At 54.3% G+C, this 21,655-nt stretch carries 26 protein-coding genes; 23 read left to right on the top strand and 3 right to left on the bottom strand.

Translation table 11 applies throughout. The features are described from left to right. The first annotated feature begins 391 nt into the window (after positions 1–391). The 4 genes from ABUA09_RS03775 (at position 392) to ABUA09_RS03760 (ending at position 5,659) form a co-directional block, all read left to right on the top strand. Positions 392–799: a hypothetical protein gene (locus ABUA09_RS03775; protein ID WP_006876451.1), complete on the top strand. Its 408-nt coding sequence runs from the start codon at positions 392–394 to the stop codon at positions 797–799. A 22-nt stretch (positions 800–821) separates the two neighbouring features. Further along, a complete protein-coding gene (mobP3, locus tag ABUA09_RS03770) occupies positions 822–3,818 on the top strand; it encodes a MobP3 family relaxase (protein ID WP_006876450.1) in 2,997 nt (998 codons plus the stop codon). A 13-nt stretch (positions 3,819–3,831) separates the two neighbouring features. Then, positions 3,832–3,966 (top strand): hypothetical protein, encoded by a 135-nt coding sequence (locus ABUA09_RS03765; RefSeq protein WP_255654015.1) that lies wholly within the window; start codon positions 3,832–3,834, stop codon positions 3,964–3,966. 247 nt (positions 3,967–4,213) lie between these two features. Next, positions 4,214–5,659 (top strand): DUF3991 and toprim domain-containing protein, encoded by a 1,446-nt coding sequence (locus ABUA09_RS03760; protein WP_006876448.1) that lies wholly within the window; start codon positions 4,214–4,216, stop codon positions 5,657–5,659. A gap of 28 nt (positions 5,660–5,687) precedes the next feature. On the opposite strand, the gene ABUA09_RS03755 is transcribed toward ABUA09_RS03760, so the two are convergent. Next, positions 5,688–5,855, bottom strand: a complete 168-nt coding sequence (locus ABUA09_RS03755; RefSeq protein ID WP_006876447.1) for a hypothetical protein — start codon at positions 5,853–5,855, stop codon at positions 5,688–5,690. Positions 5,856–5,949: 94 nt separating this feature from the next. Between ABUA09_RS03755 and ABUA09_RS03750 the strand changes: the two genes are divergently transcribed. The 3 genes from ABUA09_RS03750 to ABUA09_RS03740 are packed head-to-tail and all read left to right on the top strand — an operon-like array spanning position 5,950 to position 8,267. After that, a complete protein-coding gene (locus ABUA09_RS03750; RefSeq protein WP_009261382.1) occupies positions 5,950–7,764 on the top strand; it encodes a type IV secretory system conjugative DNA transfer family protein in 1,815 nt (604 codons plus the stop codon). Positions 7,765–7,778: 14 nt separating this feature from the next. Beyond that, complete coding sequence (locus ABUA09_RS03745; RefSeq protein WP_006876445.1) at positions 7,779–8,033, top strand: helix-turn-helix domain-containing protein; 255 nt, start codon at positions 7,779–7,781, stop codon at positions 8,031–8,033. Between the two features lie 12 nt (positions 8,034–8,045). After that, positions 8,046–8,267, top strand: coding sequence for a hypothetical protein (locus tag ABUA09_RS03740; RefSeq protein ID WP_006876444.1), 222 nt, complete (start codon positions 8,046–8,048; stop codon positions 8,265–8,267). A 180-nt stretch (positions 8,268–8,447) separates the two neighbouring features. On the opposite strand, the gene ABUA09_RS03735 is transcribed toward ABUA09_RS03740, so the two are convergent. Then, the gene (locus ABUA09_RS03735; protein WP_006876443.1) at positions 8,448–9,590 is read right to left on the bottom strand and encodes a DUF4317 domain-containing protein; all 1,143 of its coding nucleotides are present in this window, start codon (positions 9,588–9,590) and stop codon (positions 8,448–8,450) included. Positions 9,591–9,782: 192 nt separating this feature from the next. Beyond that, positions 9,783–10,106: a helix-turn-helix domain-containing protein gene (locus ABUA09_RS03730; protein WP_006876442.1), complete on the bottom strand. Its 324-nt coding sequence runs from the start codon at positions 10,104–10,106 to the stop codon at positions 9,783–9,785. A gap of 193 nt (positions 10,107–10,299) precedes the next feature. Between ABUA09_RS03730 and ABUA09_RS03725 the strand changes: the two genes are divergently transcribed. The 16 genes from ABUA09_RS03725 to ABUA09_RS03650 are packed head-to-tail and all read left to right on the top strand — an operon-like array spanning position 10,300 to position 21,636. Next, the gene (locus tag ABUA09_RS03725) at positions 10,300–10,788 is read left to right on the top strand and encodes a hypothetical protein (RefSeq protein WP_009259978.1); all 489 of its coding nucleotides are present in this window, start codon (positions 10,300–10,302) and stop codon (positions 10,786–10,788) included. Between the two features lie 50 nt (positions 10,789–10,838). Then, positions 10,839–11,012 (top strand): hypothetical protein, encoded by a 174-nt coding sequence (locus ABUA09_RS03720; protein WP_170180083.1) that lies wholly within the window; start codon positions 10,839–10,841, stop codon positions 11,010–11,012. Positions 11,013–11,028: 16 nt separating this feature from the next. Continuing rightward, entirely contained in the window at positions 11,029–12,411 is a 1,383-nt protein-coding gene (locus ABUA09_RS03715; RefSeq protein WP_024730824.1) for a DUF6138 family protein, read from the top strand. A 10-nt stretch (positions 12,412–12,421) separates the two neighbouring features. Beyond that, complete coding sequence (locus tag ABUA09_RS03710; RefSeq protein ID WP_006877285.1) at positions 12,422–13,264, top strand: DUF2262 domain-containing protein; 843 nt, start codon at positions 12,422–12,424, stop codon at positions 13,262–13,264. 31 nt (positions 13,265–13,295) lie between these two features. Next, the gene (locus ABUA09_RS03705; protein WP_009259976.1) at positions 13,296–13,574 is read left to right on the top strand and encodes a hypothetical protein; all 279 of its coding nucleotides are present in this window, start codon (positions 13,296–13,298) and stop codon (positions 13,572–13,574) included. Positions 13,575–13,595: 21 nt separating this feature from the next. Next, on the top strand, positions 13,596–15,611 hold the full coding sequence (locus ABUA09_RS03700; RefSeq protein WP_009259975.1) for an immunity protein Imm33 domain-containing protein: 2,016 nt from the start codon (positions 13,596–13,598) through the stop codon (positions 15,609–15,611). Further along, on the top strand, positions 15,612–15,845 hold the full coding sequence (locus ABUA09_RS03695) for an immunity 17 family protein (protein ID WP_006877288.1): 234 nt from the start codon (positions 15,612–15,614) through the stop codon (positions 15,843–15,845). A 13-nt stretch (positions 15,846–15,858) separates the two neighbouring features. After that, positions 15,859–16,071: a hypothetical protein gene (locus ABUA09_RS03690; protein ID WP_006876758.1), complete on the top strand. Its 213-nt coding sequence runs from the start codon at positions 15,859–15,861 to the stop codon at positions 16,069–16,071. Further along, positions 16,068–17,225: a hypothetical protein gene (locus ABUA09_RS03685; RefSeq protein ID WP_006877289.1), complete on the top strand. Its 1,158-nt coding sequence runs from the start codon at positions 16,068–16,070 to the stop codon at positions 17,223–17,225. The genes ABUA09_RS03690 and ABUA09_RS03685 overlap by 4 nt, the downstream gene beginning before the upstream one ends. Before the next feature lie 20 nt (positions 17,226–17,245). Then, positions 17,246–17,587: a hypothetical protein gene (locus ABUA09_RS03680; RefSeq protein WP_006877290.1), complete on the top strand. Its 342-nt coding sequence runs from the start codon at positions 17,246–17,248 to the stop codon at positions 17,585–17,587. A gap of 7 nt (positions 17,588–17,594) precedes the next feature. Next, positions 17,595–18,674 carry an ankyrin repeat domain-containing protein gene (locus ABUA09_RS03675; protein WP_006877291.1) on the top strand — a complete coding sequence of 360 codons (1,080 nt, stop codon included), beginning with the start codon at positions 17,595–17,597 and terminating at the stop codon, positions 18,672–18,674. Positions 18,675–18,685: 11 nt separating this feature from the next. Next, complete coding sequence (locus ABUA09_RS03670; RefSeq protein ID WP_006877292.1) at positions 18,686–19,306, top strand: hypothetical protein; 621 nt, start codon at positions 18,686–18,688, stop codon at positions 19,304–19,306. 12 nt (positions 19,307–19,318) lie between these two features. Then, on the top strand, positions 19,319–20,158 hold the full coding sequence (locus tag ABUA09_RS03665; RefSeq protein WP_009259974.1) for a DUF2262 domain-containing protein: 840 nt from the start codon (positions 19,319–19,321) through the stop codon (positions 20,156–20,158). A gap of 10 nt (positions 20,159–20,168) precedes the next feature. Then, positions 20,169–20,531 carry a hypothetical protein gene (locus ABUA09_RS03660; protein WP_009259973.1) on the top strand — a complete coding sequence of 121 codons (363 nt, stop codon included), beginning with the start codon at positions 20,169–20,171 and terminating at the stop codon, positions 20,529–20,531. A gap of 12 nt (positions 20,532–20,543) precedes the next feature. After that, positions 20,544–21,047: a DUF2004 domain-containing protein gene (locus ABUA09_RS03655; protein WP_009259972.1), complete on the top strand. Its 504-nt coding sequence runs from the start codon at positions 20,544–20,546 to the stop codon at positions 21,045–21,047. Further along, positions 21,037–21,636 (top strand): hypothetical protein, encoded by a 600-nt coding sequence (locus tag ABUA09_RS03650; protein WP_009259971.1) that lies wholly within the window; start codon positions 21,037–21,039, stop codon positions 21,634–21,636. The genes ABUA09_RS03655 and ABUA09_RS03650 overlap by 11 nt, the downstream gene beginning before the upstream one ends. Positions 21,637–21,655 lie beyond the last annotated feature (19 nt).

Raw genomic sequence — 21,655 nt, 5'->3', positions numbered from 1 at the left:
CGGGCCGTTCCTAAAATGAGCAGTGACCGTCCTGCGTTGATGGCCTCTCACTTTCGCCTTTAGCGAGGGTGAACCGAGGGGTCGAAAACAGTGCAGGATAAAGAGCGGGGGTCGCAAAGCGTCCCCCGCTCGGCTCACACCGCCCCGCAATGCGGGCCGGGGAACGGTTTTGCGGGGGTCACTTTTCAGGGGATGGGATCACACCGGGGGTCACCACGGCTGGAATGGCCCATCACTTCGGCGTTTATCCGGCATTATAACAGGGATATGGACAGAAAAGGAGGCACAAAAGCAAAGTATGGGCGGCATTCAGCTTTGAAGTAAAGAAGCCTCTTAAAGAAAACGAATCCCTGGCCATGCAAAGGTCAGGGATTTTTGATTGGAGGAAAGTATGGCGAGAGAAAAAATCAAGTTCGCTCTGCGTATTGCTCCCGAAACACAGCAACTGGTCAAAGAACTCTGTGAAAGGGATAACTGCCAGAGCCAGAACGAGTTTATTGAAAAGGCAATCCGCTTCTATGCCGGCTATGTTTCCGGCAAGGAAGCCACAGCATATCTGCCGCCCGCACTGGTGGCAGCCATGCGCGGAACCGTCCAGGACAGTGAGAACCGCATCGCCCGCCTGCTCTTCAAACTGGCGGTGGAGGTCAACATGATGATGAATGTACTGGCGGCGGGCATGGAAATCAGTGACGAGGATCTCAAGACACTCCGCGCCCGGTCCGTCCGTGAAGTGAAGCAGACCAATGGGCGCATCAGCTTCAAGGACGCCATCGACTACCAGCGGGGCGTGGAGTGATGCACAAAGGTGGTGACAGTCTGTGCCGCGCCTGATTTTCAAGTGCCCCTACATCAAGGGCGGTACCTCCTCCGCCACCGCTCATCTTGAAAACTATGTGAAATATATGGCCACACGGAATGGTGTGGAGCGCATCGATCCGGGACGCAGTGAGTGGCCGGCCACCTCAAAGCAGAAAAAGATGGTGGAACAGATCCTGCGGGACTTCCCGCTCAGCCGTGGGATGTTTGAATACGAGGACTATGCGGCCGAGCCGACACGCACCAACGCATCGGAGTTCATCACTCGCGCTCTGGAGGACAACTATAACCAGATCGCCAAGAAGGATAACTATCTGAAGTACATCGCCACCCGCCCCCGCGCCCAGCGCGTCGGTTCCCATGGATTGTTTACCGGTGAGGAAGATCAGCTCGTACTGGCGCAGGTAGCGGAAGCGGTCGCGGCCCACCCCGGTAATGTGTGGCTGCCCATCATCTCTCTGCGGCGGGAAGACGCTGCCCGTCTCGGCTATGATAAGGCGGAAGAATGGAAAGCACTGCTCTCCGAGTATGCCATGGAAATGGCGGAGGCGATGAAGATCCCCTGGGAGGATTTTCGGTGGTACGCTGCATTCCATGATGAAGCACACCATCCCCATATCCACATGGTCTGCTACAGCGCCGATCCGTCGAAAGGCTTTCTCACCACGCAGGGCATCGCCCAAATCAAGTCGGGACTGGCAAAAGAGATCTTCCGGCAGGAGCTGACAGAGCTTTACCAGCAGCAGACCCAGAGTAGGGACACGCTGAATGAGGATGCCCGCTCTATGCTGGAGCAGTTAATTGAACAGATGTGGAGCGGCGCCGTGGTCAACCACCGCATGGAGAAGCTCATGGAGCATCTGGCGGAACGCCTGCGGCACACCGGAGGCCGGAAGCAGTACGGCTACCTCAAGGCTCCGCTGAAGGCTGTAGTGGATGAGATTGTGGACGAGCTGGCCAAAGAGCCATGTGTCGCCGCAGCCTATGCCCTGTGGTATGAGCTGCGGGAAGATGTGCTGCGTACCTACAAGGATGACCTGCCTCCACGCCTTCCCCTTTCCCAGCAGAAGGCATTCAAGCGGATCAAAAACATCGTCATTGAGGAAGCGGTAACACTGGGGGCGCGCCAGCAGGTTTTCCATCCAGATGACCAGCAAGACCGTGTCCCTGTGGAGGACCAGGAAGAAGCGCCGCTGCCGGAGGCGCCCCAGCCTGATAATGACTGGAATGATTTCTCGGAGTCCCCACCGGACGATGTCCCAGACAAAACGGTGTCTGCGCCAGCCAAAGCGCAGATGAACTGGAGCGATGAGTACCGCCTGGCCCGCCGCTGTTTGTTTGGCGGCAAGGATCAGCCCCAGGATCTTGAGCAGGCGTTTACCCTGTTCCAACAGGAGGCGCAAAAAGGCAATGCGCTGGCCATGCACGATCTGGGCCGGATGCTTGCGGACGGGCTGGGCCGGAAGATTGATATGCAGGCCGCCCATGTGTGGTACAGCAAGGCGCTGGCCGCTTTCTATGCTGTTGAGAGGCAGAAGAAAAAACGCTATGCGGAGTACCGGATCGGCAAACTGTATGCCGCGGGCCTCGGCTGTGAGCAGGACTATGGTGATGCCGCCCGGTGGTTCCAACTTTCCGCAGACAAAGGGTACAAGTATGCGCAATATTCCCTTGCCGGCCTGTTTCGCCGTGGACAGGGTGTGGAACAGGACGATGCGCGGGCGCTGGAGTTATACACAGCCTCCGCACAGCAGGACTTCCCCTATGCCGCCTACGAGTTAGGAAAGATGTATCGGGACGGCATTGGCTGTGAGAAGGACGCCGAAGCGTCGGAACAGTGGTACCGGCAAGCCTTCGCCGGATTTCTCGAATTGGAACAGCAGAGCCATGACGATAAATTGCAGTACCGCATCGGATGGATGCTCCTCCATGGTGTAGGGACTGGTAAAGATGAGACGGCAGCCAGGGAGTGGTTTGAACAGGCGTCCAAACTGGACAATCCCCACGCGCAGTACCAACTGGCCCGGATGATTTTCAATGATCCATCCTCTACACCGGAGCAGACAGCCCAGGCATTGGAGCGGCTGACAAAGGCGGCGGAAGCCGGCCAGGACTGTGCTCAATACGCGCTCGGCAAAATCTATCGGGATGGTCAGGGCGTGGAAAAAGACATTCAAAAGGCGGTGGCTCTGTTCACACTTGCGGCAACGAAGGAAAACAGCTTCGCCGCCTTTGCTCTTGGCAAGCTGTATCTTGCCGGTGACGCAGCCCTGCCCAGAGACCCGGCGGCCGCACTGAAATGGCTCACATACGCTGCGGAACTTGGGAACCAGTTTGCCCAGTACCGCCTGGGAAAACTGCTGCTGAAGGGAGACGACGGTATCCCAAAGGATGTAATAACCGCCATCCGCTGGCTTACTGCCGCGGCCAAACAGGAGAACGGGTATGCGGAATACGCCCTGGCTCTGGTCTATCTCACAGGAGAAGATGCACCCAAAGACAGCGTAAAAGCACTAAGTCTGCTGAAGCGGTCAGCAGGCCGGGGTAATCAGTTTGCGCAGTACCGGCTGGGCAAGCTGCTGCTCCAGGGGGAAGATGCGCCAAAGGATGTGAAAGCCGCCATCCGCTGGCTCACCGCCGCAGCGGAACAGGGCAATCAATACGCCCAGTATGCCCTCGGCAAGCTCTATCTGCTTGGGAAGGAGGTCCCAAAAGATAGATCCAGTGCGATCAAGTGGTTCCAGCTGGCAGCGGATCAGGGCAATGAATATGCTCAATATTTCCTGAAACACATGGATGACCGCTTGGGCCAGCCTCCTGTGGCGGCCGTCATTTCGCTGTTCCACCATCTGGCCAACATTTTCCAGGAGCAAAACCAACCACCGCCCTCCGGTGGCGTTCGGGTCGCGGTGGATCGGAAGCTCCTACGAAAAATCAAGGCGAAGAAGATCGCTCAGGGCCACAAGGCGGATGACCATGAGCCGGAAATGCAGCTATAAGGGAGGTAATCTTTTGAAACAGAAAGTGCAGTTTAAACAGCAGATTTTATTGGCGCAGCCAAAAGGCATTCAAGGGCTGAAAAGGCAAAAGCCAATCCCGTGCAGACCTGTTCTGTTCCACCGGAAACTCAAGGGAAGGAATCAGTGAGAGGCATATGAGGTATGAACCTGCGGACTCCCATTAATAGCCTCTGGAGCTTCAACAAGAAGTTCTGAAATCTTTTTCTCTTTTTCAGTTACCCTTTCAGGCACCTTTCCAGTCACACTATCGCTGTGGTCTATGGGCGTTGGGATCAAGTCCAAGAGCTCCGAAAGATGCCAACCAACCGAATGAATTAACACAGATTTGAGAGGCCGCATACTGCGGTCTCTTTTTTGATAAGGAGGGATGTAGCGTGCCATATATCCACTTCACAGAGGACCAAAAACTCCGTGCCAACTCCGTTGACCTGGTGGAGTTCCTGCGCCGGCAGGGAGAGAAACTCATCTCCTCCGGCCAGGACAAACGCCTCACCTCAGATCACAGTATTACTGTGCATGGGAATGAGTGGTATGATCATGCTGCAGAAAGGGGTGGCCATGCAATCTCCTTTGTCCAAAATTTCTACGGCCTGACTTACCCTGAAGCAGTGACCCGTCTGCTCAATGGTGAACAGGGGGAGGTGTATATACCGGCGGAGAAAAAAGAAAAAGAGCCGCCAAAGGAATTTGCCCTGCCTCCCTCAAACCAGGCCATGCGGCGGGTATATGCTTATCTGCTCCAGCAGAGGCACATCAGCCGGGAGGTACTAAGCGCTTTCGCACAGAAGGGACTGATCTATGAGAGCCGGGAATTGTCCATAGATCAGACAAAGGTGTATCACAACGCCGTGTTCGTCGGATTCGATGAACGCGGCGTTGCCCGTCATGCCCACAAGCGGGGGCTCTATACCCAAGGCAAAAGCTACCGGGGCAACATAGAGGGCAGTGATCCCCGGTGCAGTTTCCACTGGGTCGGTACCAGCGACCGTCTCTATGTATTCGAGGCCCCCATCGATCTGCTTGCCTTTCTCACCCTGTACCCGGACGGCTGGCAGCAGCACAGCTATGTGGCTCTCTGTGGTACGGCGGAACATGCCATGCTGTGGATGCTGGAGAAAAATCCAAATCTGCGGAAAACCATCCTCTGCCTGGACCACGACGCTGCCGGAATTGAGGCCGTCGGCCGGCTCTCGGATGTTCTGCGGGAGCATGGCTATTCTCAAATTGCCCCGCTGCAATCCGAATACAAAGACTGGGACGAGGATCTGAAAGCACGGCATGGACTGGAGGCACAGCCCGCCGAGGAGCATCCGCAGTTTGTGGCGGCAGACCTCGTCTGCCAGCGAATCGGGACCAGGTGCAAGGAAGTTCAGCCGGACCGGGCGGCTTATCAAATCCCCGGCCTGCTCCTGCAGTACCGGAACGACCTTCATTGGGGACGCTTTGACCAGGCGATGGAGCACATGGAAACCATGGCGGCGCTGTCCCTCTCGGTGGTGCTGCGGGAGTGCAAACAGATGGGTACCGCGCTGACCGTTGAGCAGGGAGTCCGGTTTTTAGAAAGCCACATCCTGCCTCACCAGAACCGGAGTATCCTCAAGAACCGGGCGGATGAGATCGCCATGCAATTCCAAAGCGTATTGGCCAAGAACAATCGCCAGGGTATCCGTACCCAGGCAGAGAAAAAAGAGGTGGCCAGCGCATGGCTGGAGCTGGCCATCTCCTGTGCCAAGGTGCCGGTCAAGTACGAGGCCGACGAGATCAAACGGCGGCAGAAAGAGGAAAAGACCCAGAGGGAAACTGAGCCAGTGATGGCCTAAGCCTGAAACAGCAAAGCGGAGGAATGGCTCAGTCCCACTCCTCCGCATCTTCCTGGCTGCTTGTTTGTCTGCTGAGATATTCTGCCCGCTCCTGCTTATTGGCTGGCCGGGTTGCCTGCTTTCCACAGTCCGGGCATTGCTCCGGCAGTTCCGGCGCCTCAAACAGATAGTAGCAATGGTCACATGCGCAAATCAAAGCAATCACCTCATACCAATTTATTATAGCAGACAAAGCGAAAACTGAACATCCCCTTCTGATATTAAGGCGTAGATATCAAAAGGAGGATCATGTGCCAACGCAAGTTATAACACTTATCGTGGTAGGCGCCATCATGTTTCTCGTGATCGGCGGCCTCGCGTTTCTCTCCCATTACTATACCCTTGACGGAATCAAATCCAAGACTGTGGGCGACGGCCAGCACGGAACCGCACGCTGGGCTACCAAACAGGAGATTCGGCAGACCTATGCCCATGTCCCTTTTGAACCAGAGCTGTGGCGCAAGGGAGAGCATCTGCCGGAAAAGCAGGGCCTTGTCCTTGGCTGCGAAGGGCCCAAAGACCATGTTACAGCTCTGGTGGACACCGATGACATCCACGCCATGGTCACCGCCGCCAGCGGCGCCGGAAAGACCGCGTTCTTTTTGTACCCCAACATCGAATATGCCCTCGCCAGCGGGATGTCCTTCCTCTGCACGGATACCAAGGGCGACCTGTTCCGCAATTATGCCGGTATTGCCAAGGACTGCTACGGATACCAAATCGCCGTGTTGGATCTGCGTAATCCCACCCGCTCGGACGGCAACAACCTGCTTCATCTGATCAACAAGTACATGGATATCTATAAAGCCGACCCCAAAAACCTGGCGGCAAAGGCCAAGGCAGAGAAATACTCCAAGATCCTCGCCAAGACCCTCATCAACACCAGCGGCGGCGACAGCGCCCAGTATGGGCAGAATGCTTTTTTCTACGATTCCGCCGAGGGCCTTCTGACTGCCATGTTCCTGCTGGTGGCCGAGTACCTGCCCACCGAGGACGCGGACGGCAATCCCATTGAAAAGCGCCACATCGTGTCGGTGTTCAAGTTGGTGCAGGAACTGCTGGCCCCCAGCCGGGTGAAGGGAAAGAATCAGTTCCAGCTCCTGCTGGAAAAGCTCCCGCCTAATCATAAGGCCCGCTGGTTTGCCGGGTCCGCCCTCAACACGGCGGAGCAGGCCATGGCCTCCGTAATCTCAACGGTACTGTCCCGCCTAAACGCCTTCCTCGACTCGGAGATGGAGCAGATCCTCTGCTTTGACACCGCCATTGACGCGGAGAAGTTTTGCAATGAGAAATCCGCCATCTTTATCGTACTGCCCGAGGAGGACCAGACCAAGTATTTTATGGTCAGCCTGATCCTCCAAAACCTGTATCGGGAGATCCTCACTGTGGCCGACGAGAACGGCGGCCGGCTCAAGAACCGGGTGGTCTTCTTCGCGGACGAGTTGGGCACCTGCCCGCCCATTCAGTCGCTGGAACTGATGTTTTCCGCCTCCCGGTCCAGAGGACTCATGCTGGTGCCTATCGTCCAGAGCATTACGGGACAGCTGCAGAAAAACTATGGAAAAGAGGGCTCTGAGATCATCGTGGACAACTGCCAGGTCAACCTTTACGGCGGCTTCGCCCCGGCCAGTCAGACCGCGGTGGAACTGTCCAAATCTTTGGGCAGCCGGACGGTAATGAGCGGCAGTATCTCCCGCGGAAAAAACGATCCCAGCCAGTCCCTCCAGATGATGGAGCGTCCCCTCATGACCCCGGATGAACTTAAGTCCATGCCCAAGGGCAGCTTTATTGTGGCCAAGACCGGCGTCCACCCAATGAAGGTCAAACTGCGGCTGTTCCTTGACTGGGGCATCCGGTTCGGCATGCCCTATGAAGTACCGGAGAAGGCCCAGCGGTTCGTTGCCTATGCTGACAAACAGGAGTTGGAGGAGTCCATCATCCGCCGCCACTATGGGACGATTGTAATGGATAGTGAGCAGCCGCAGGGAGGCGGCACATCCGCTGGCGGTATGGCTCAGGGAATTCAGGCCGCACCGGATTCCCGCAAAACGGTATTTCGGCCTTGACGGAGGGAAACAGAATGAACAGCTTTAGAAATATCTACAATTCCAATCTAAGCCACAGAGCCAAGAGCGTCTATATGTACCTCAAGGATCGGGCAGACAGCGAGGGACGCTGCTGGCCGGCCATCAGAACCATTGCTCTGGAGTTGGGGCTTTCCCGCTCTACGGTCAAGCGGGCACTGGATGATCTCTGCAGGGCTGGTCTGCTGCAAAAGGACCCACGCTGGCGGGAGAATGGGAGTCTTACTTCCAATCTGTATCATGTGGTATGACGGAGGTGTCCAATGCTGGTTGAGATCGATCTACTGGATTATTTGGCTTATCAAATGGGATGCGGAATTCTTTCTGATCTTCGGCTGTTCCAGCAAAGTGAACGGCTGCACAGGCTCACTGCCGCGATCCCTTTAGGTGCATGCAGCGAACAGGAATGGCTGGATGCGGCACAGTATTTGACAGGCCATGACTGCGCATCAGCACTGGAAGCAAGAAACCGTCTGGTGAGATAGCCTGTAAAAAGCAGACCCTCCCGCCAAGGGGAGGGTCTACATATCATGTGAACCGAGTCCCGGTTCATAATGAACCAACCAGAAGCGCCCACTCTAAGGATTTTATTTAAGACAGAAAATAACAAACAATATCTGGCCTTAAAGGTTATACCGCCTTGCGTTGTGTCCGGCTTTTGAAATTTAATCGTCTTTCTGTGCAGCTGTAATGCTGACAGCAAAACCGTTGACCTCCACGCCATCTTCAGTAGGGATTAGGAGGTACTTGCGCCCGTTGATAATTTGAGTTTCCACCAGGTAACTATACTCTGGATCAGCAGAAATGGTGATCTCAGGTGTCTTGATCTCAAAGCGGCTGCTGTCGATCAGGTTTGCCGGATTCAGGACAACCCCCGAACCAAACTGCTCGCCGCAGTTTTCCTGGAATGCTGCCACCTGTTCATCCGCAATCCCGCAGCTTTGAAGGATTTGCCCTATTTCTGAGGCACTCATCTCCAGAGGTTCCGAACTCCTGCTCTCCCTGTGCTCCTTGATTTTCTCACGCAGCTGTTCATGAACAGTCTGCATCACTTCCAGACTGCAGTCAAACGCATCGCTCAGAGCTGACTGGAATGCTTCCTTCTGCTCAACGGCAGACATCGGCGCTTCCACATGGAAGATCGCGTCAATGAACTCCTGGTGAATTTCATTGGCCTTCCTGCTGTAAAAGAGAGCGTTATAGATATTTGCTGCCCGGTCATCGAATGCCGGGAAGAGAAAACCCAGCTCAGGAGGAGCGACGGTTTGCCCGGCAGCACAGTGGAATTCATTGTCACCGGGAAAATATCCCAACTCTACCTTGCCCTCCTTGATGGGGCACACAACACAGACGATGTAGGTGAACACCTCATCCGAGGCATCCGCTTGCAGGGAATCATCCTTGCCCCGATGGGGAACATCGTAGCTGTCACAGGTCAGGAGCAACAGGTAACTGCTGTCCCCCATGTCCAGACTGTCAATTACCTTGTGGTAAAAGGTCTGGCGGGCCTCGTTGTCCTTAAGCTGGGAATCCCGCAGTGTGGTGAGCAGGCGGTGTTCCTCACTGTCCACTACCTGCTGAGTGGAGAATACGATATCAATGAGGTTTTTCCCCAGGGAACCGGACAGTCCCTTCTTCAAAAGGCTCAAATACTTCTCGGACTCCTCCTGCGGCATCATGCCCAGGGATTCGTCCAGATCGGAAACGATCTCTTTACTGCTGTTGACATAGCATCCATAAACACGGCTGATGGCGCTTTTTTCCGGGCGAAAACGGCGCCGCAGCTCATTGATTTCTTTTTGGTTCATTTTTTCCTACCTCGCTTTGTAATCGGAACGGTTGATAACAGACGATGAAATCCATTTTAGTGGAAAGAGCTTGAAATTTCAATAGCCGGAAGTTCTTTCCCCCAAGAGCGCAAAAAAGAAACCGCCCATGTCAGAAACTATCAGGAACTGACTGAGCGGCATATTTTTCATGTCAAACGCCAGTAGGAGCGGTTATTTTCTGATCCAGTCCAGAAAAACAGCTACTTTCTCCAAGTCTTCATCCGGCAGGGCAAGCAGCTTCTTGCCTATGATCCCACGCAGGGAATCCGGATCGTCCATAGGAGCAAAGAAAAGAGTTGGCGTCAAATCAAAGTATTCCATGATGTTGAACAGCTCCCGGAGAGAGGGCATAGAAATTCCATTGGTGATGCTTCTGATGTAGGAGCCGCTCTTTCCAAGCTCCAGGCTCATCCGATGCTCAGAAACGCCCTTCTGTTCCCGCAGCTCTGTGATGCGGTTCCGCACAAACGCTTCATAGCGGCGGTTATCGTCCATGATCCTCTCCCTCCAATCTCTACTTATTATTTTAATATAAGGGAGCGTCGCGGGTTCGCACTTAAATCATCAACTTTCGCTTCACACAACGAATAATTAGTGATATAATTATTAAAATGGGCGTTGGCTTTATAGTTCTATTATGAATCACAATCAATAAAATATGACTGCGACTGTGTATGAGGGCTGTCAGATGGGAAGCTGCTTCTTTATAGGGCATAGGGAGACACCAGATCGGGTGTACCCAACCCTGCTTGAAACCATAGAGCGCCATATCACGGAATATGGCGTATCTGAATTTGTGGTGGGGCGGTATGGCAACTTCGACCGTCTGGTGATCTGGGCACTGTCGCAGGCCAAGCGAGCGCACCCGGATATTACGCTGATGCTGATGACCCCATATTACCCAGTCAACAGAAAGGTGGATCTGCCAGAGGCGTTCGACGCTCTGTTCTATCCGCCGGATCTGGAAACGGTCCCCAAACGGCTTGCCATCGTCCGCGCAAACCGATATATGGTGGAGCGCAGCGATTTTCTCATCGCCTATGTGCGGCATCCGGCCAGCAATGCCAGAGAACTGCTGGAGTATGCCGGGACAGGAAAGAGAAAGGGAAAAATCCACATCACAAATTTGGCTGAGGAGCAAATCTCTCTTCCAAAGAAAACAGATGATGTGATATAATAAAATAGTAAAGTATACCCATTTAGAAATTTGTAACCCGAGGTCTTGCTATGGAAGAAAAACTGGGACAGTCCACGGCTGTTCTGTTCAAATATGAAAAATTGATTTTGGCTGAAGAAGAAACCACATCCGCTGGTGGATGTGGCGTCTCCCTTGCGGCCTTTTCATGCCCTGCGTCAGCCTGTCCAAGTGACAGGGTGTCGCGGGGATTTTTTATTGTCTAAACAGAGGTGATCAAGCATGAGCTTACCAAAGCGCGATGGTGTAAATGACCGTTATTATCTGATACATAAACCGGACACTTCACCAGAAGTACTGGCGGAGGCGGATCTCTGCATTCAGGATGTGCTGAACGGCACCGCCCGTGAAAATCACTCCGCCTACCCGACCGTGGTGCGAAACCACAACGGGACGCCATTTCTCCCTGATCAGCTGCTGGAGCGGTATCTGACCGAGCTGCCGTTGAAAGGATTTCCCTGTGAGGATGCTGTCTCTCTCTGCGACGCCATGCGGCGGCTGGTGGGCTGGCAGGAGATCCACTATACATTGGAGAAGTACATAGAAAAGCAGGTACAGGAACGCTACTTCCTTGTGGGAGAGCGGGATGATGGCTTTACCGTCTTTCCGCCCTGCACGGTACTGCCGGAATTGCGCCCCGAGGATGCGGATGAAGAGCTGCTGCGCTTTGCCTGCTATGTGGCGGTCTGCTGCACGGTGTATGGACAGAGCTTTGAGTATCTTAAAACCGAACACATCCTCGGCCTGGTTTCCCAGCTCCGTCCCGACATGGTGAAGCAGCTGAAAACAGCTGGCAGCGGCAAATTGCCAAAGGACATCCAGCGGCGTAAGACGGAGCATTTCACCGCCTCGGCCAACGACGCTTTCGCCACCATCCGCATTACCGCCAGGGACTGCGGCGAGGGGGCCTGTGAGGAGGCTCTCAGCTATCTGATTGAGATTTTGGAGCAGCCGGAGTTCCCCCGCAGCTACTCCATCGAGTTTCGCGGACCGGAGAAGATCTACCTGCCCATCCCCGGCCTGCCCAAGAAGGGTGTCCATCAGCTTTTTGCCTGTGCGGTGCGGTATCCCCGTCTCCATGTCCGGATGGAGAATTATGCTCGGCTGGCCATGCAGGAGGACGAGTGGTACAACAACCTCTCTGATGAGTCCTGCGCCATGCCTGGCACCTTTGCCGTGTTTGCCCTGGGACTGGAAGGGCCGAAGTGGTGGCGGCTGGTGTGCGATTACCTGGATCGCTGTGATGACGAGCACTCCTCTTTGCAAGAAAAGTTTATTCACACCTTTTTTAAGAAGTACGGGTTTACTGCTCAGTCCCTGCCGGTGTTGGTCCACGGTGTCCAGTCCATGCAGAATCTGAAGCCCGCAAAGGAGTTCCGCACCCTGATCGCCAATGAGGAGAGCCTGGATGCTCTGATGGAGATCAAAGGGCATCTGGAATATTACCTGCCGGAAGAATCCGGCAATGACAAAAGGGCGCTGGCCTACCTGTGGCGTGATGTGCTCTGGGCCATCTGGGGCACAGCCTCTGAAAACGGCGGCAGCAAGGTCATCAAGACGGCGCCCAAGGAACTGAAAGAGAAATACCAGCAGGTATTTGCGTAAGGAGAACGCCATGAAAAAGAGAACGGTCAAGGACTTTATTGCCCTGTACGCCCCGGAAGATGAGGAAAAACTGGTACTGATCCAGGACGGTGTCAGCGCAGACAAAACCTTTCTGGATACCTACTGGGCGGCGCATACCCATGCCCTCGCCATGGCGGATGCCCAGACCGGACAGGTGATCTCCGGTCGATGCTACCTGAGCTGGCCGCTGACGGACAAGGAACGGGATGCCGGCGACTATTCCAAGCGGTTTACCAAGGGCCAGATCTACCGGATCAAAGCCCGCGGCTGGAAAGGTGATGCCCTCTACGAACCTCAGTGGTATGTCACTGAGGTACTGGAGGAAGGCGTACCCTGTCCGGCACTGGAGGAGATTTGGGCGGAATACACAAAGCCCATTCTTCTGGAGGACGAAGTGCTGGGAACCCTCACGCTGGATCGTGAGATGAGCATATTCGAGGGGACCTGTAAGTGGATGGGAAAAGAAGTCCGGATCTCGTTGGATGTGGAGATTGAAAAGAAAGCGTCCTGGACCCGTGTCACCAATGTGATGAAGAAACTGGTGGCAGATCAGGAGGTGTGGGACAAGTCCCTGCGGGCGATGGCTGCCCAGAAGCTCACCGCTCAGGCCAACGAGTGGCTGGCGGACAATGACCAGACCGACCGGGAAGCGGAGAAAGACCCCATCACCGAAGATGAGTTCGCCCGGCGCATCCTGCTCACCGAGTTTACAGTATCTCCCGGCGGCCGTTTTACCGCCTGGTACGAGGACGACGATATGTTCTGGGGCCATGTGATCACTGTGGATGGAACGCTGAAAAAAGGCCCCGTTGACGCTGATATACAGGGCTGACAACAACCGTTTACAGGAGGAGGCATCCATTATGTGCGAGCACTGCCGAAACATTCAAATATGGAGAAAATTTGATGCCCCAAAGGACTACCTGGCCTGTATTGCCTATATCCAGCAGTTGGTAGGACAAGGCGAATTTGAACTGATTGCAGAGGAATCCACCTGTCCGCTGGAGAAGGTAAAGACTGAGGATGGATGGGCAGACGAAATTATGGCTCACATGATTAGGTGCAAGCACTGCGGTCAGATATTCACCTGCGTAGTCAACACCTGGCGAGGCAGCGGACACTTCAAAAAAGGCAAAGGATGAAACAGAAAAGGCGGTGAAACGATGAATCAGGCAGAAAGAGCAGAGCTGCTGGAGCAGATTGAGAAGTGGAATGATGCGGACGAGTTTGCCCGATGCATTGAGGCTATCGAAGCCATCCCAGAACGGGAGCGGGATTATCTGCTGACGCTAAAATTGGGCCGAGCCTACAGCAATCTGGCGGTGCTGAGTGACCGCGGTGCTCTTGGCGAGAACGCTGAAGTGGATGGAGATCTTCTCCGGCACGCCATTGATCTGCTGGAGTCCGTCCGCACCCAGGGTGAGAACGATCCCTACTGGAATGCTCGGATGGGCTACTCCTGCCTGATGGCATACGGCTCCACAGCCACCGCTTATGAATACGCAAAACGCTGGCTGTCCTTGGCCCCGGATGACATAGACGCCCAAAAGCTGGTGCGAGACTGCGAGGAGTATCTGGAGGAGGAAAATTCCTTGGAACTGGATTGGAACGAGCGGGAGAAGATCATCCGGCAGGAGACCATTCCCCCTGCCGATGATGACATCCTCGGCCATGTGAAAGTACATATCGACCAGCAGTTCGGTGTCTATACCCAGCTCCTCACGGACGACAGCGACCCAGATCACCCGCTGGAGATCGCCATCATCCCGCCCCGGCCGGAGCATGACTACTACACTCTGGTCACTGTCGGCCTGAGCCGGCATAGGATGGGTTTCCCGGAGGAGCGTTGGGAGGAAAAACTGGAACGGGCGGAGCTGCTCATCAATCTGCCCCGAGACTGGAAGCTGACAAAGGCGGACTGTCGGGAGGAGCGGTGGAGCTGGCCCATCCGGATGATGCTGGCCACCGCCCACTTCGCCATGGAGGACCCGGAGGTAGGGCTGGAATCCAGGACTACACTGGATGAGGGTGAGGATGGCATCCCCTTCGCGGAGAACACGGAGCTGCGTGGTGAGATCCTACTCTGTCCTGGTGTGTTTGGGACGGACTCCTTTTTCTGCCGCCTGCCGGACGGGGACGAAGTCAACTTCTATCAGGTGATTCCCCTCTATCGGGAGGAGATCCAATACAAGTTGGAGCACGGCTCGGACGCCCTGCTGGACCTCTGCCCGGACGAGAGCTTGGAGGTCATCAATCCGCACCGGCTCAATGTGGTCACAGACCGGGAGAAAATCAGTTACGACCCGGCGGAGATGGACAACGCCGCAGAGCAGATCAAGAAAATCCGGGCGCTTCACCTGCCAGTAGATGAATTGGATGCCTACAATCGGATGGCCTTCTTCCTGGGCTGGGCTATGAAACGAGGCCAAATGAGTAACCCATTCCTCTCCCGGCATCGGGAGGTGGTGGAGGCGGTTTGGGCCGGAAAGGGGCCGGACCTGCGGGCGTTCATCCTGAACAAGCTGGATGGGAAATTGTCCACTCAGTTCTTTGACCGGAGAGGCTCTGGCTTTGCTCAGTGGTACGCTCAGGACAACCGCTCCAATCCCTATATTTACCGCCGGGACTGCCGGAATATCGTCTTGGCCGAGTCCAAAGACCGTGTCTGGAACAGTATTGCGGAAAAAGATGCGGCCTACCTGCTTCTACCATACACTGAAAAAAGCCGTCAGCGTGTGGAGCAGTTGCTGGATGAGCGGTATCAACAGTATCTGGAAGCGGAATTTGCAGATGACCCCGAGAAGCGGGTGGCGCGGGCAGCGGAAGGGAAACCGGCTGTCATTCCCGACTGGGACGGCCCTCTGTTTTGCTACGCTTCCGACCGCGTCGCCCAGGATGGGTGCAAGGTGCAGATTATGGACCGGCTGTTCCCCGAGCGCGAGGATATGGGCTGGGAGAGCGGTTGGGCCTTCTACTCCGGGGATGAGGGCGATGTGTACGGCGAAGGTGATGAATACTACGAGTCGCACTGCGGCTTCTATGATATCCGGGACATCTGCCGCATCGATCCAGACATTATCCCGCTCCTGAACCTGCCCTATGGTACCATGCAGATGCGCGGAGAAGACGGAGCGTGGTATGAGGTGATACGCGACGACGAAGGCGAGGAGGAAACCTAAATGAACAGCGAGCAGATCACAGCTTTTTTACAGGAGCATTGGTACATTGCCTCAGTGGTCATCGGGGCCGTGATTTTGATTGGAGCGGTCCGCAACTGGAACTGGCTCTGCGACCCCACTGGTACGCGGGATGCCCACCGCCACAGCAGAGGATACCGGCGTGTGGTTTTCTTCCTGCTGGGCGTTCTTCTGATTGTAGTGAGTATCTGGGGATTTGTGCTGAAATTGAAGTAGGAGGATCAAAGCCATGACTCAAGAAGAACAGATCCGACTCTATCGGCTGATGGAAAAACTCAACTGGTTTTTCCACCAAGAGATGCACTACCTGAATAGAGATATTGCGGAAAAGACCGCACGGGAGTGTTACCCGGAGATTCGGGATTTTACATACGATATTTTGTGGAATGACCTGCCCAAAGAGGTGCAGGGACAACTTATGAAGGAGGACGAGACACTATGAATACTCTGATGATTTTAGAACAACTGCCTCCCAAGGGCGTAAAGAGAGAACAGGCCATTTTGGAGCTGGGCAAGGATGAAGCAAACGGCGAACTGCTGTTCCAACTTGTGAATACAGAAAAGGGTAAGTGCAAAACGGCTGCTCAGAAGGCTTTGGCGCAGCTGGAGTATGCCCCTGCTGCCCCACTGTGGGCCAAGCTGGTCAAGGGCAAATGGATGGGCAGCCATATTATGTCGGATGCCTGCTCGGATTGTGTATCGGAGCAGATTGCCCCAGTCATCCTGAAAACCCTCTCCCTGCTGTTGGATGAGGCGGATACAAAACCGCTGGAAGAGGGACAGGTGGAACAGATGAATTTCTGTTTTCATTTGATGCTGGGCAAAGCCTCCCCCAAGATGTTGGAGGTGTACCGTTTTCTGGCGGAAAATGCGGAACGGATCGGCCATCTCAAGCACACCCCCTTTTATGATGGTGACAAATGCACTACATGGCACATTTCCCAAGGACTGGGGCTCTATAAAGTAAAGCCAAAGGAAATGGAGAAGATTCCGGCTTTGATTCTGACCGCCTCCTTGATTCGAAACCCGGATACACGACTACAAGCACTGGCCGATGAACTATATGAACGCTATGGCGGCAGTTGGCTGATTCCAGTCTTTATGAAAGCAATTATCACCCAGCCCAAGGAACAGGTGTATGAAACCTATTCGCTCCTGCTGGGCACTCCCAAAGAAATCTACCTGTTCAATGCTCTGGGGATGCTGGATTACCGCTGTTATCCGGAGGACTGGACCTATGAACGCCTGGGGCCTGATGGAATGACTGCGTTCATCTTTTGGGGCCATGACCGCTACGGGTCCTATGACACGACCTTTATGTTTGAACGCTATGTGGAGCTGGATGAGCGGTGGCTTTTTGATCTGGCCAAAGACCCTGAAGGTCGAAAGCCTACGGTGACTTGGCAAAGTTACAACCGGAGTGGTGTTCTGTACGAAAGCTACGACGAAATGTTCATCAGCCTGCTGCCCCGCAAGGTGGAAAACCCGGAACTGAAGCGCATTCTACGGGACTACTTCCGCATCCGAAGCCAGAAAAAGAAGGTGGCCAAAAGCATCACCGTTTACCAGGATGCCGCCGAGCGGTTTGGCGATTAAGCAGGAATGGAGCGACTGGCATGATCGGGACAGATGAAAACCGGGCGGTGCTCTATGTGGAGGTCATCTTCTGGAGCGGCAAGCGAAAGACTCCCCCCAGTCTGATGAGTGGAAAATATTGTCCCCATTTTGTCGTCAAAGGAACCACGGAATATCTGGGGGTATGCTTTCTGGACGGAGACGAGTGTGCATTTGATGAACCGGCTTTGGGGAATGCCCAACCCCTCTATCCAGATACCATTGACTACGCTCCGCTGGAAAACAATGCGGAGTTCTTAATCTATGAGGGAGCCAATGCCGTTGGCAAGGGCCGGGTGCTGGGCCGGACCGTTCCCTATCAAGTGAAACAACAACGAAAGTAGGTGTCTTATGTACCAAATTGCATATATTGGCCGCTGGGAGACTCTCCCAGAAACGGCTGCTGCCATCTGCGACCATGACACTCCCAAGCTGGAAGCGCTGCTCCAAGGCGGTCTGGATTTAGATGTTCCCATCCAGCTCAGCGAATACATCAAACTGATGCCGCTGGAGATCGCGGTTTTTCGGAACGATGTGCCCATGATCCACTTCCTGCTGGAGCATGGAGCTGATCCCGGTCTGGCAGAGGAACAACCCCTGCTGCTCACCGCTGCCCGCTGTTGTGGGCCGGTGGTGGTGGCGCTCTTTGCTGGACAGGCCGCAAAACTCAGCCCGAAGCAGAAAGAGCGGGCCTTCCAGGAAGTGCGCTGGGGACAGCGAGCGGAGAATATCCCGGTGCTGGAGCAAGCCGGGATCACCGTGGACAAGTTTGGCGGCGAGGCATTCCGGGCCGCTGTGTCCGATGGACAGGCCGAGCTTGCCAAACTGCTGCTGGAAAAAGGGGCGGATATCAATTACCACAAGCCGGACATGATGTTCCCTTACGCCTCCACCCCAGTCACCGAGGCCGCCCGCTCCAACAATTTCCCTATGGTTCGCTGGCTCATTGAGCAAGGAGCCGACATCACCATTGCTGACAAATACGGCGACCGGCCTTACACCGTGGCAGTGCAGAACAAAAATCAGGAGCTGGCCGACTACTTAAAAGCCCTGGAGCCGGAGGACTGGCACAACGAACAGGAAAAAGCCCGGCAGCTCATGCCCTATAAGCTGCCCGCCAAGCTGGTGGAGTATCTGAAAACCGGCCCCCTTCGGCTGGAGTTTCCGGAGCAGGAATGGGTGAAGTGGGCGGAGCTCTACTCCTTCATGGATGTGCAGGAGATGACCTGGAAACGAAAAAAGCTGCTCTCCCTCATGGCGGCCATGGACAATTACAGTGACTACCTGCTGCTGTGGAGCCCCAGGGACAAAAAGCTGTGGTATCTGGATATCGAACACGAGGAGTTCCACCCTCTGGCCAAATGGGACGACTTCATCGCAGACCCTGGCCGGTATTTGAACGGAATGATCGAGGGCGAGTTTGAGGAATAAGGAGCAAACCGATGACATCAATAGATTTTTTGAACAAAGTACATAAAATCCTGGACTCCCAGGAATACAACCTCTCTTACTCTCCGGCCAAGTCCAAAAACTATATGCTGTACTGCAATGGTAACTTTATCGGCGGCCTGTTCGACGAGGAGTTGTGCTTCGTCTATGCCGACAGTGTGAGCGAACTGCTGGGACACCCGGAACCCGTCTACCGTGGCTACTCCAGTACCGCCCAGCACAGGATGCTGGTGATCCCGGAGGAACACTGGTCAAAGGCGCTGAAACTACTCTATGCCGAGAAATTTGACTGGAGCCGGTTGGTGTACGACATCACATACACCAGCATTGGCGCGGCTGTGGTGGAGGACTTCTACGACGAGAATGTGGTGTTTCTGCGCTTCTGCTTTGAAAAGGAACTGCTGAAAAAGAACCCTCTGGATCGGCAGGGCCGTATCCTTCGGATGGTCTATCTCAATCAGGATCTGACAAAAGCGGGCAAATATCTATTCCCCAGACTGATGCAGAAGTTTCTTGTTTTTACAGATCGCAACGGAAAGACCAGTCTGGAAACCATGCTGAAACGGTGGTACACCCAACTGGAGAAGGAATACCGCAATCAAACGGCGGGATAAGGAGAATGATCTATGTTTGAAGAATTTTATGAGATGTACGAGCCCGAGGAGCAGGAAGTGGTCGCTCTGATCAATCGCTGCATTGGAGGCGGATATAACTGGAAAGGAAACTTTTGGGAAATGACCGTTGTGACGCTGGGCGTGGTATTTTGTGACACCGGCAAGGTCAGCACCAAAGAGGAGCGGCTGGAGTGGCCGGTCACCGATGAGGAGCGTAACAGCGAAAAGGGCTGGGAACGCTTTCAAAACGAGCAGATCTGCCGCCTGAAGATCCGCCGGATGAAAGAGGAATGGGCAAAAGATCTGGTGGCATGGCCCTGGTGTATCTCCCAGGTGGTCAAGGCCCACGAGGACTGTCCGGAACTTCAAGCCGTTCTGGACGAGTACCACAAGCCGGTGGTGATCCAGGACCAGGTGCTGGGTGAGCTGAAGCTGGACAAGGACTATGATACCTTCGAGGGCGAAATCCAGTGGTGCGGAAAGGATGTGCTCCTTTCTCTGGAGGTCAATGCTGAAAGCAAGCCCTCCTGGACCCGCGCCCGCAGTGCCGCCAAGAAGCTGCTGGCCGACTGTGAAACCTGGGACAAAGCCATGCGGGAGCTTGCGGCAAAGAACCTGACCGAGCTGGCTAACAACTGGCTTTCCCAGGATGAGGAAAACCCCCGCGATCCGGAAACAGACCCCATCACAGAGGAAGAACTGGCCCGGCGGATCAGCATGACGAGCCTGTCCGTCACCTCCGGCGGCAGCTTCACCGCCTGGTTTGACTGCGACGAGATGTTCACCGACCATGCGGTAACGGTCTACGGTTCCTTGAAAAAGGGCCTCAAAGCTACCAACATTGAGGGGTAAGGATACGCCTATGAAACTGTATGAGTATTGGCTTGGGTTGTATCCCCTTGATTGGGAATTTTGCTTTATGCCAGTGCAAACCTATAAAAACTTCATCACAGAGCAGTATCATAAAAACCCCACTTTTTACAACATCTCAGCGGGTTCCATTGAGAAGGTATTGGCACACATTGATGTCATTTTATCTGCTGCCATGGAAGATTGGAATAATACCACGAACCATGCTGCCCTGCGTTGCCCCCCAATGATCTTTCCTCTCCCAAAGGGACAGGACAGCAATACAGCGGAATTTGCTATCATTCTCAAGATGGATAATGACGGAGATACAGTGGTCTATTCACCAATCCCATTACCCCATCTGGAAAACCAATGAGGAGGTGTATCTATGAAACTGAATTGTAAACGCATTGATTTTACATATACCCCTGGCGAGGAAATCTTCACCTTTCCCGATGAATCGGGACTGCCCTTTCTCTTCGATGTAGAGAAAGAACTGACAGCTGATCCTACCGCCATGGATGCGGTGGGAGAAATGCTGGATGAGGCGGAGAAATTGGCGGAGAAGGCCAAAGCCGCCATCAAAGCGGCGCTGGCGGACGAGGACAGCCGCTACCATAGCGTTGTGACATTTTTCATGGAGTTCCACCGGGACGATGTAGGCCCGGATATTGCGGCTGATCTTTTTCCGGGAACCGACCCATCCAAGCTGTCCTTTACTGAGATGGTGGACTTTTTGCGGCTCAAGCGGTTTGGCAGCCTGGTGGATGACGAGATGGATCAGCAAGTTTTCATTATGGATCTGTCCTTCAACCCGGAGATCACCGACGAGCTGATGGTGATCTACTTTGATTTGAACCAGGAGATTTTCTGTATTACTCATGAAAGCTGAGGAACGAAAAAGAGAAAAATATCTGCCCACACTTCTGGTTCAGCAGATCCGCCTGCAATGGTATAAAGACTGTCGGGGCGGAAACGCCGCCGCACAACGGAACCAGTATCCCAGAGCGATGCGGCTGCCGAAAGACTTCTTCTCTTACTATTCCTTTGGCCTGCCTACTCACTTTGCATCTATCGTACAGAGGCCCGATGGATTTCGGATTGATCGGGACTGTCGCAGGCTGATGGAATGGAAGCCTAATGGCACAATGCGGCTTCACCCTTTTGAACTGATTCAGCAGGAGTCTGGAATCCAGGTGCATTACCGCTATGATTGGCATATTGGTGCGATGCCGGAGCGATATACCTACGATAAGACAGGGCAAAAACAGCCCCTCAATGAGTTAGCACTGGATTTGATTCCTGGTGATTATGGTCGAGCTGTCTGCAATGGGCGGTTCCGGGACTGGGACACCGGGATCTGGTATTATGCACTGGATATTTTGAATGTGATGCCGCTTACAGAACTCACTGACTCATTGACCAGTTTTACGGACAGAGAACCCAGTAAGATATATACCAAGATCGACCGGCTGTGGTGAGGAAAGACAGGAGGATAAC

The sequence above is a fragment of the Intestinimonas sp. RTP31139st1_F5_RTP31139_211217 genome (genome assembly GCF_040226735.1).
Classification (GTDB): domain Bacteria; phylum Bacillota; class Clostridia; order Oscillospirales; family Oscillospiraceae; genus Intestinimonas; species Intestinimonas butyriciproducens.
This window is presented reverse-complemented; position numbering and strand designations above follow the sequence as displayed.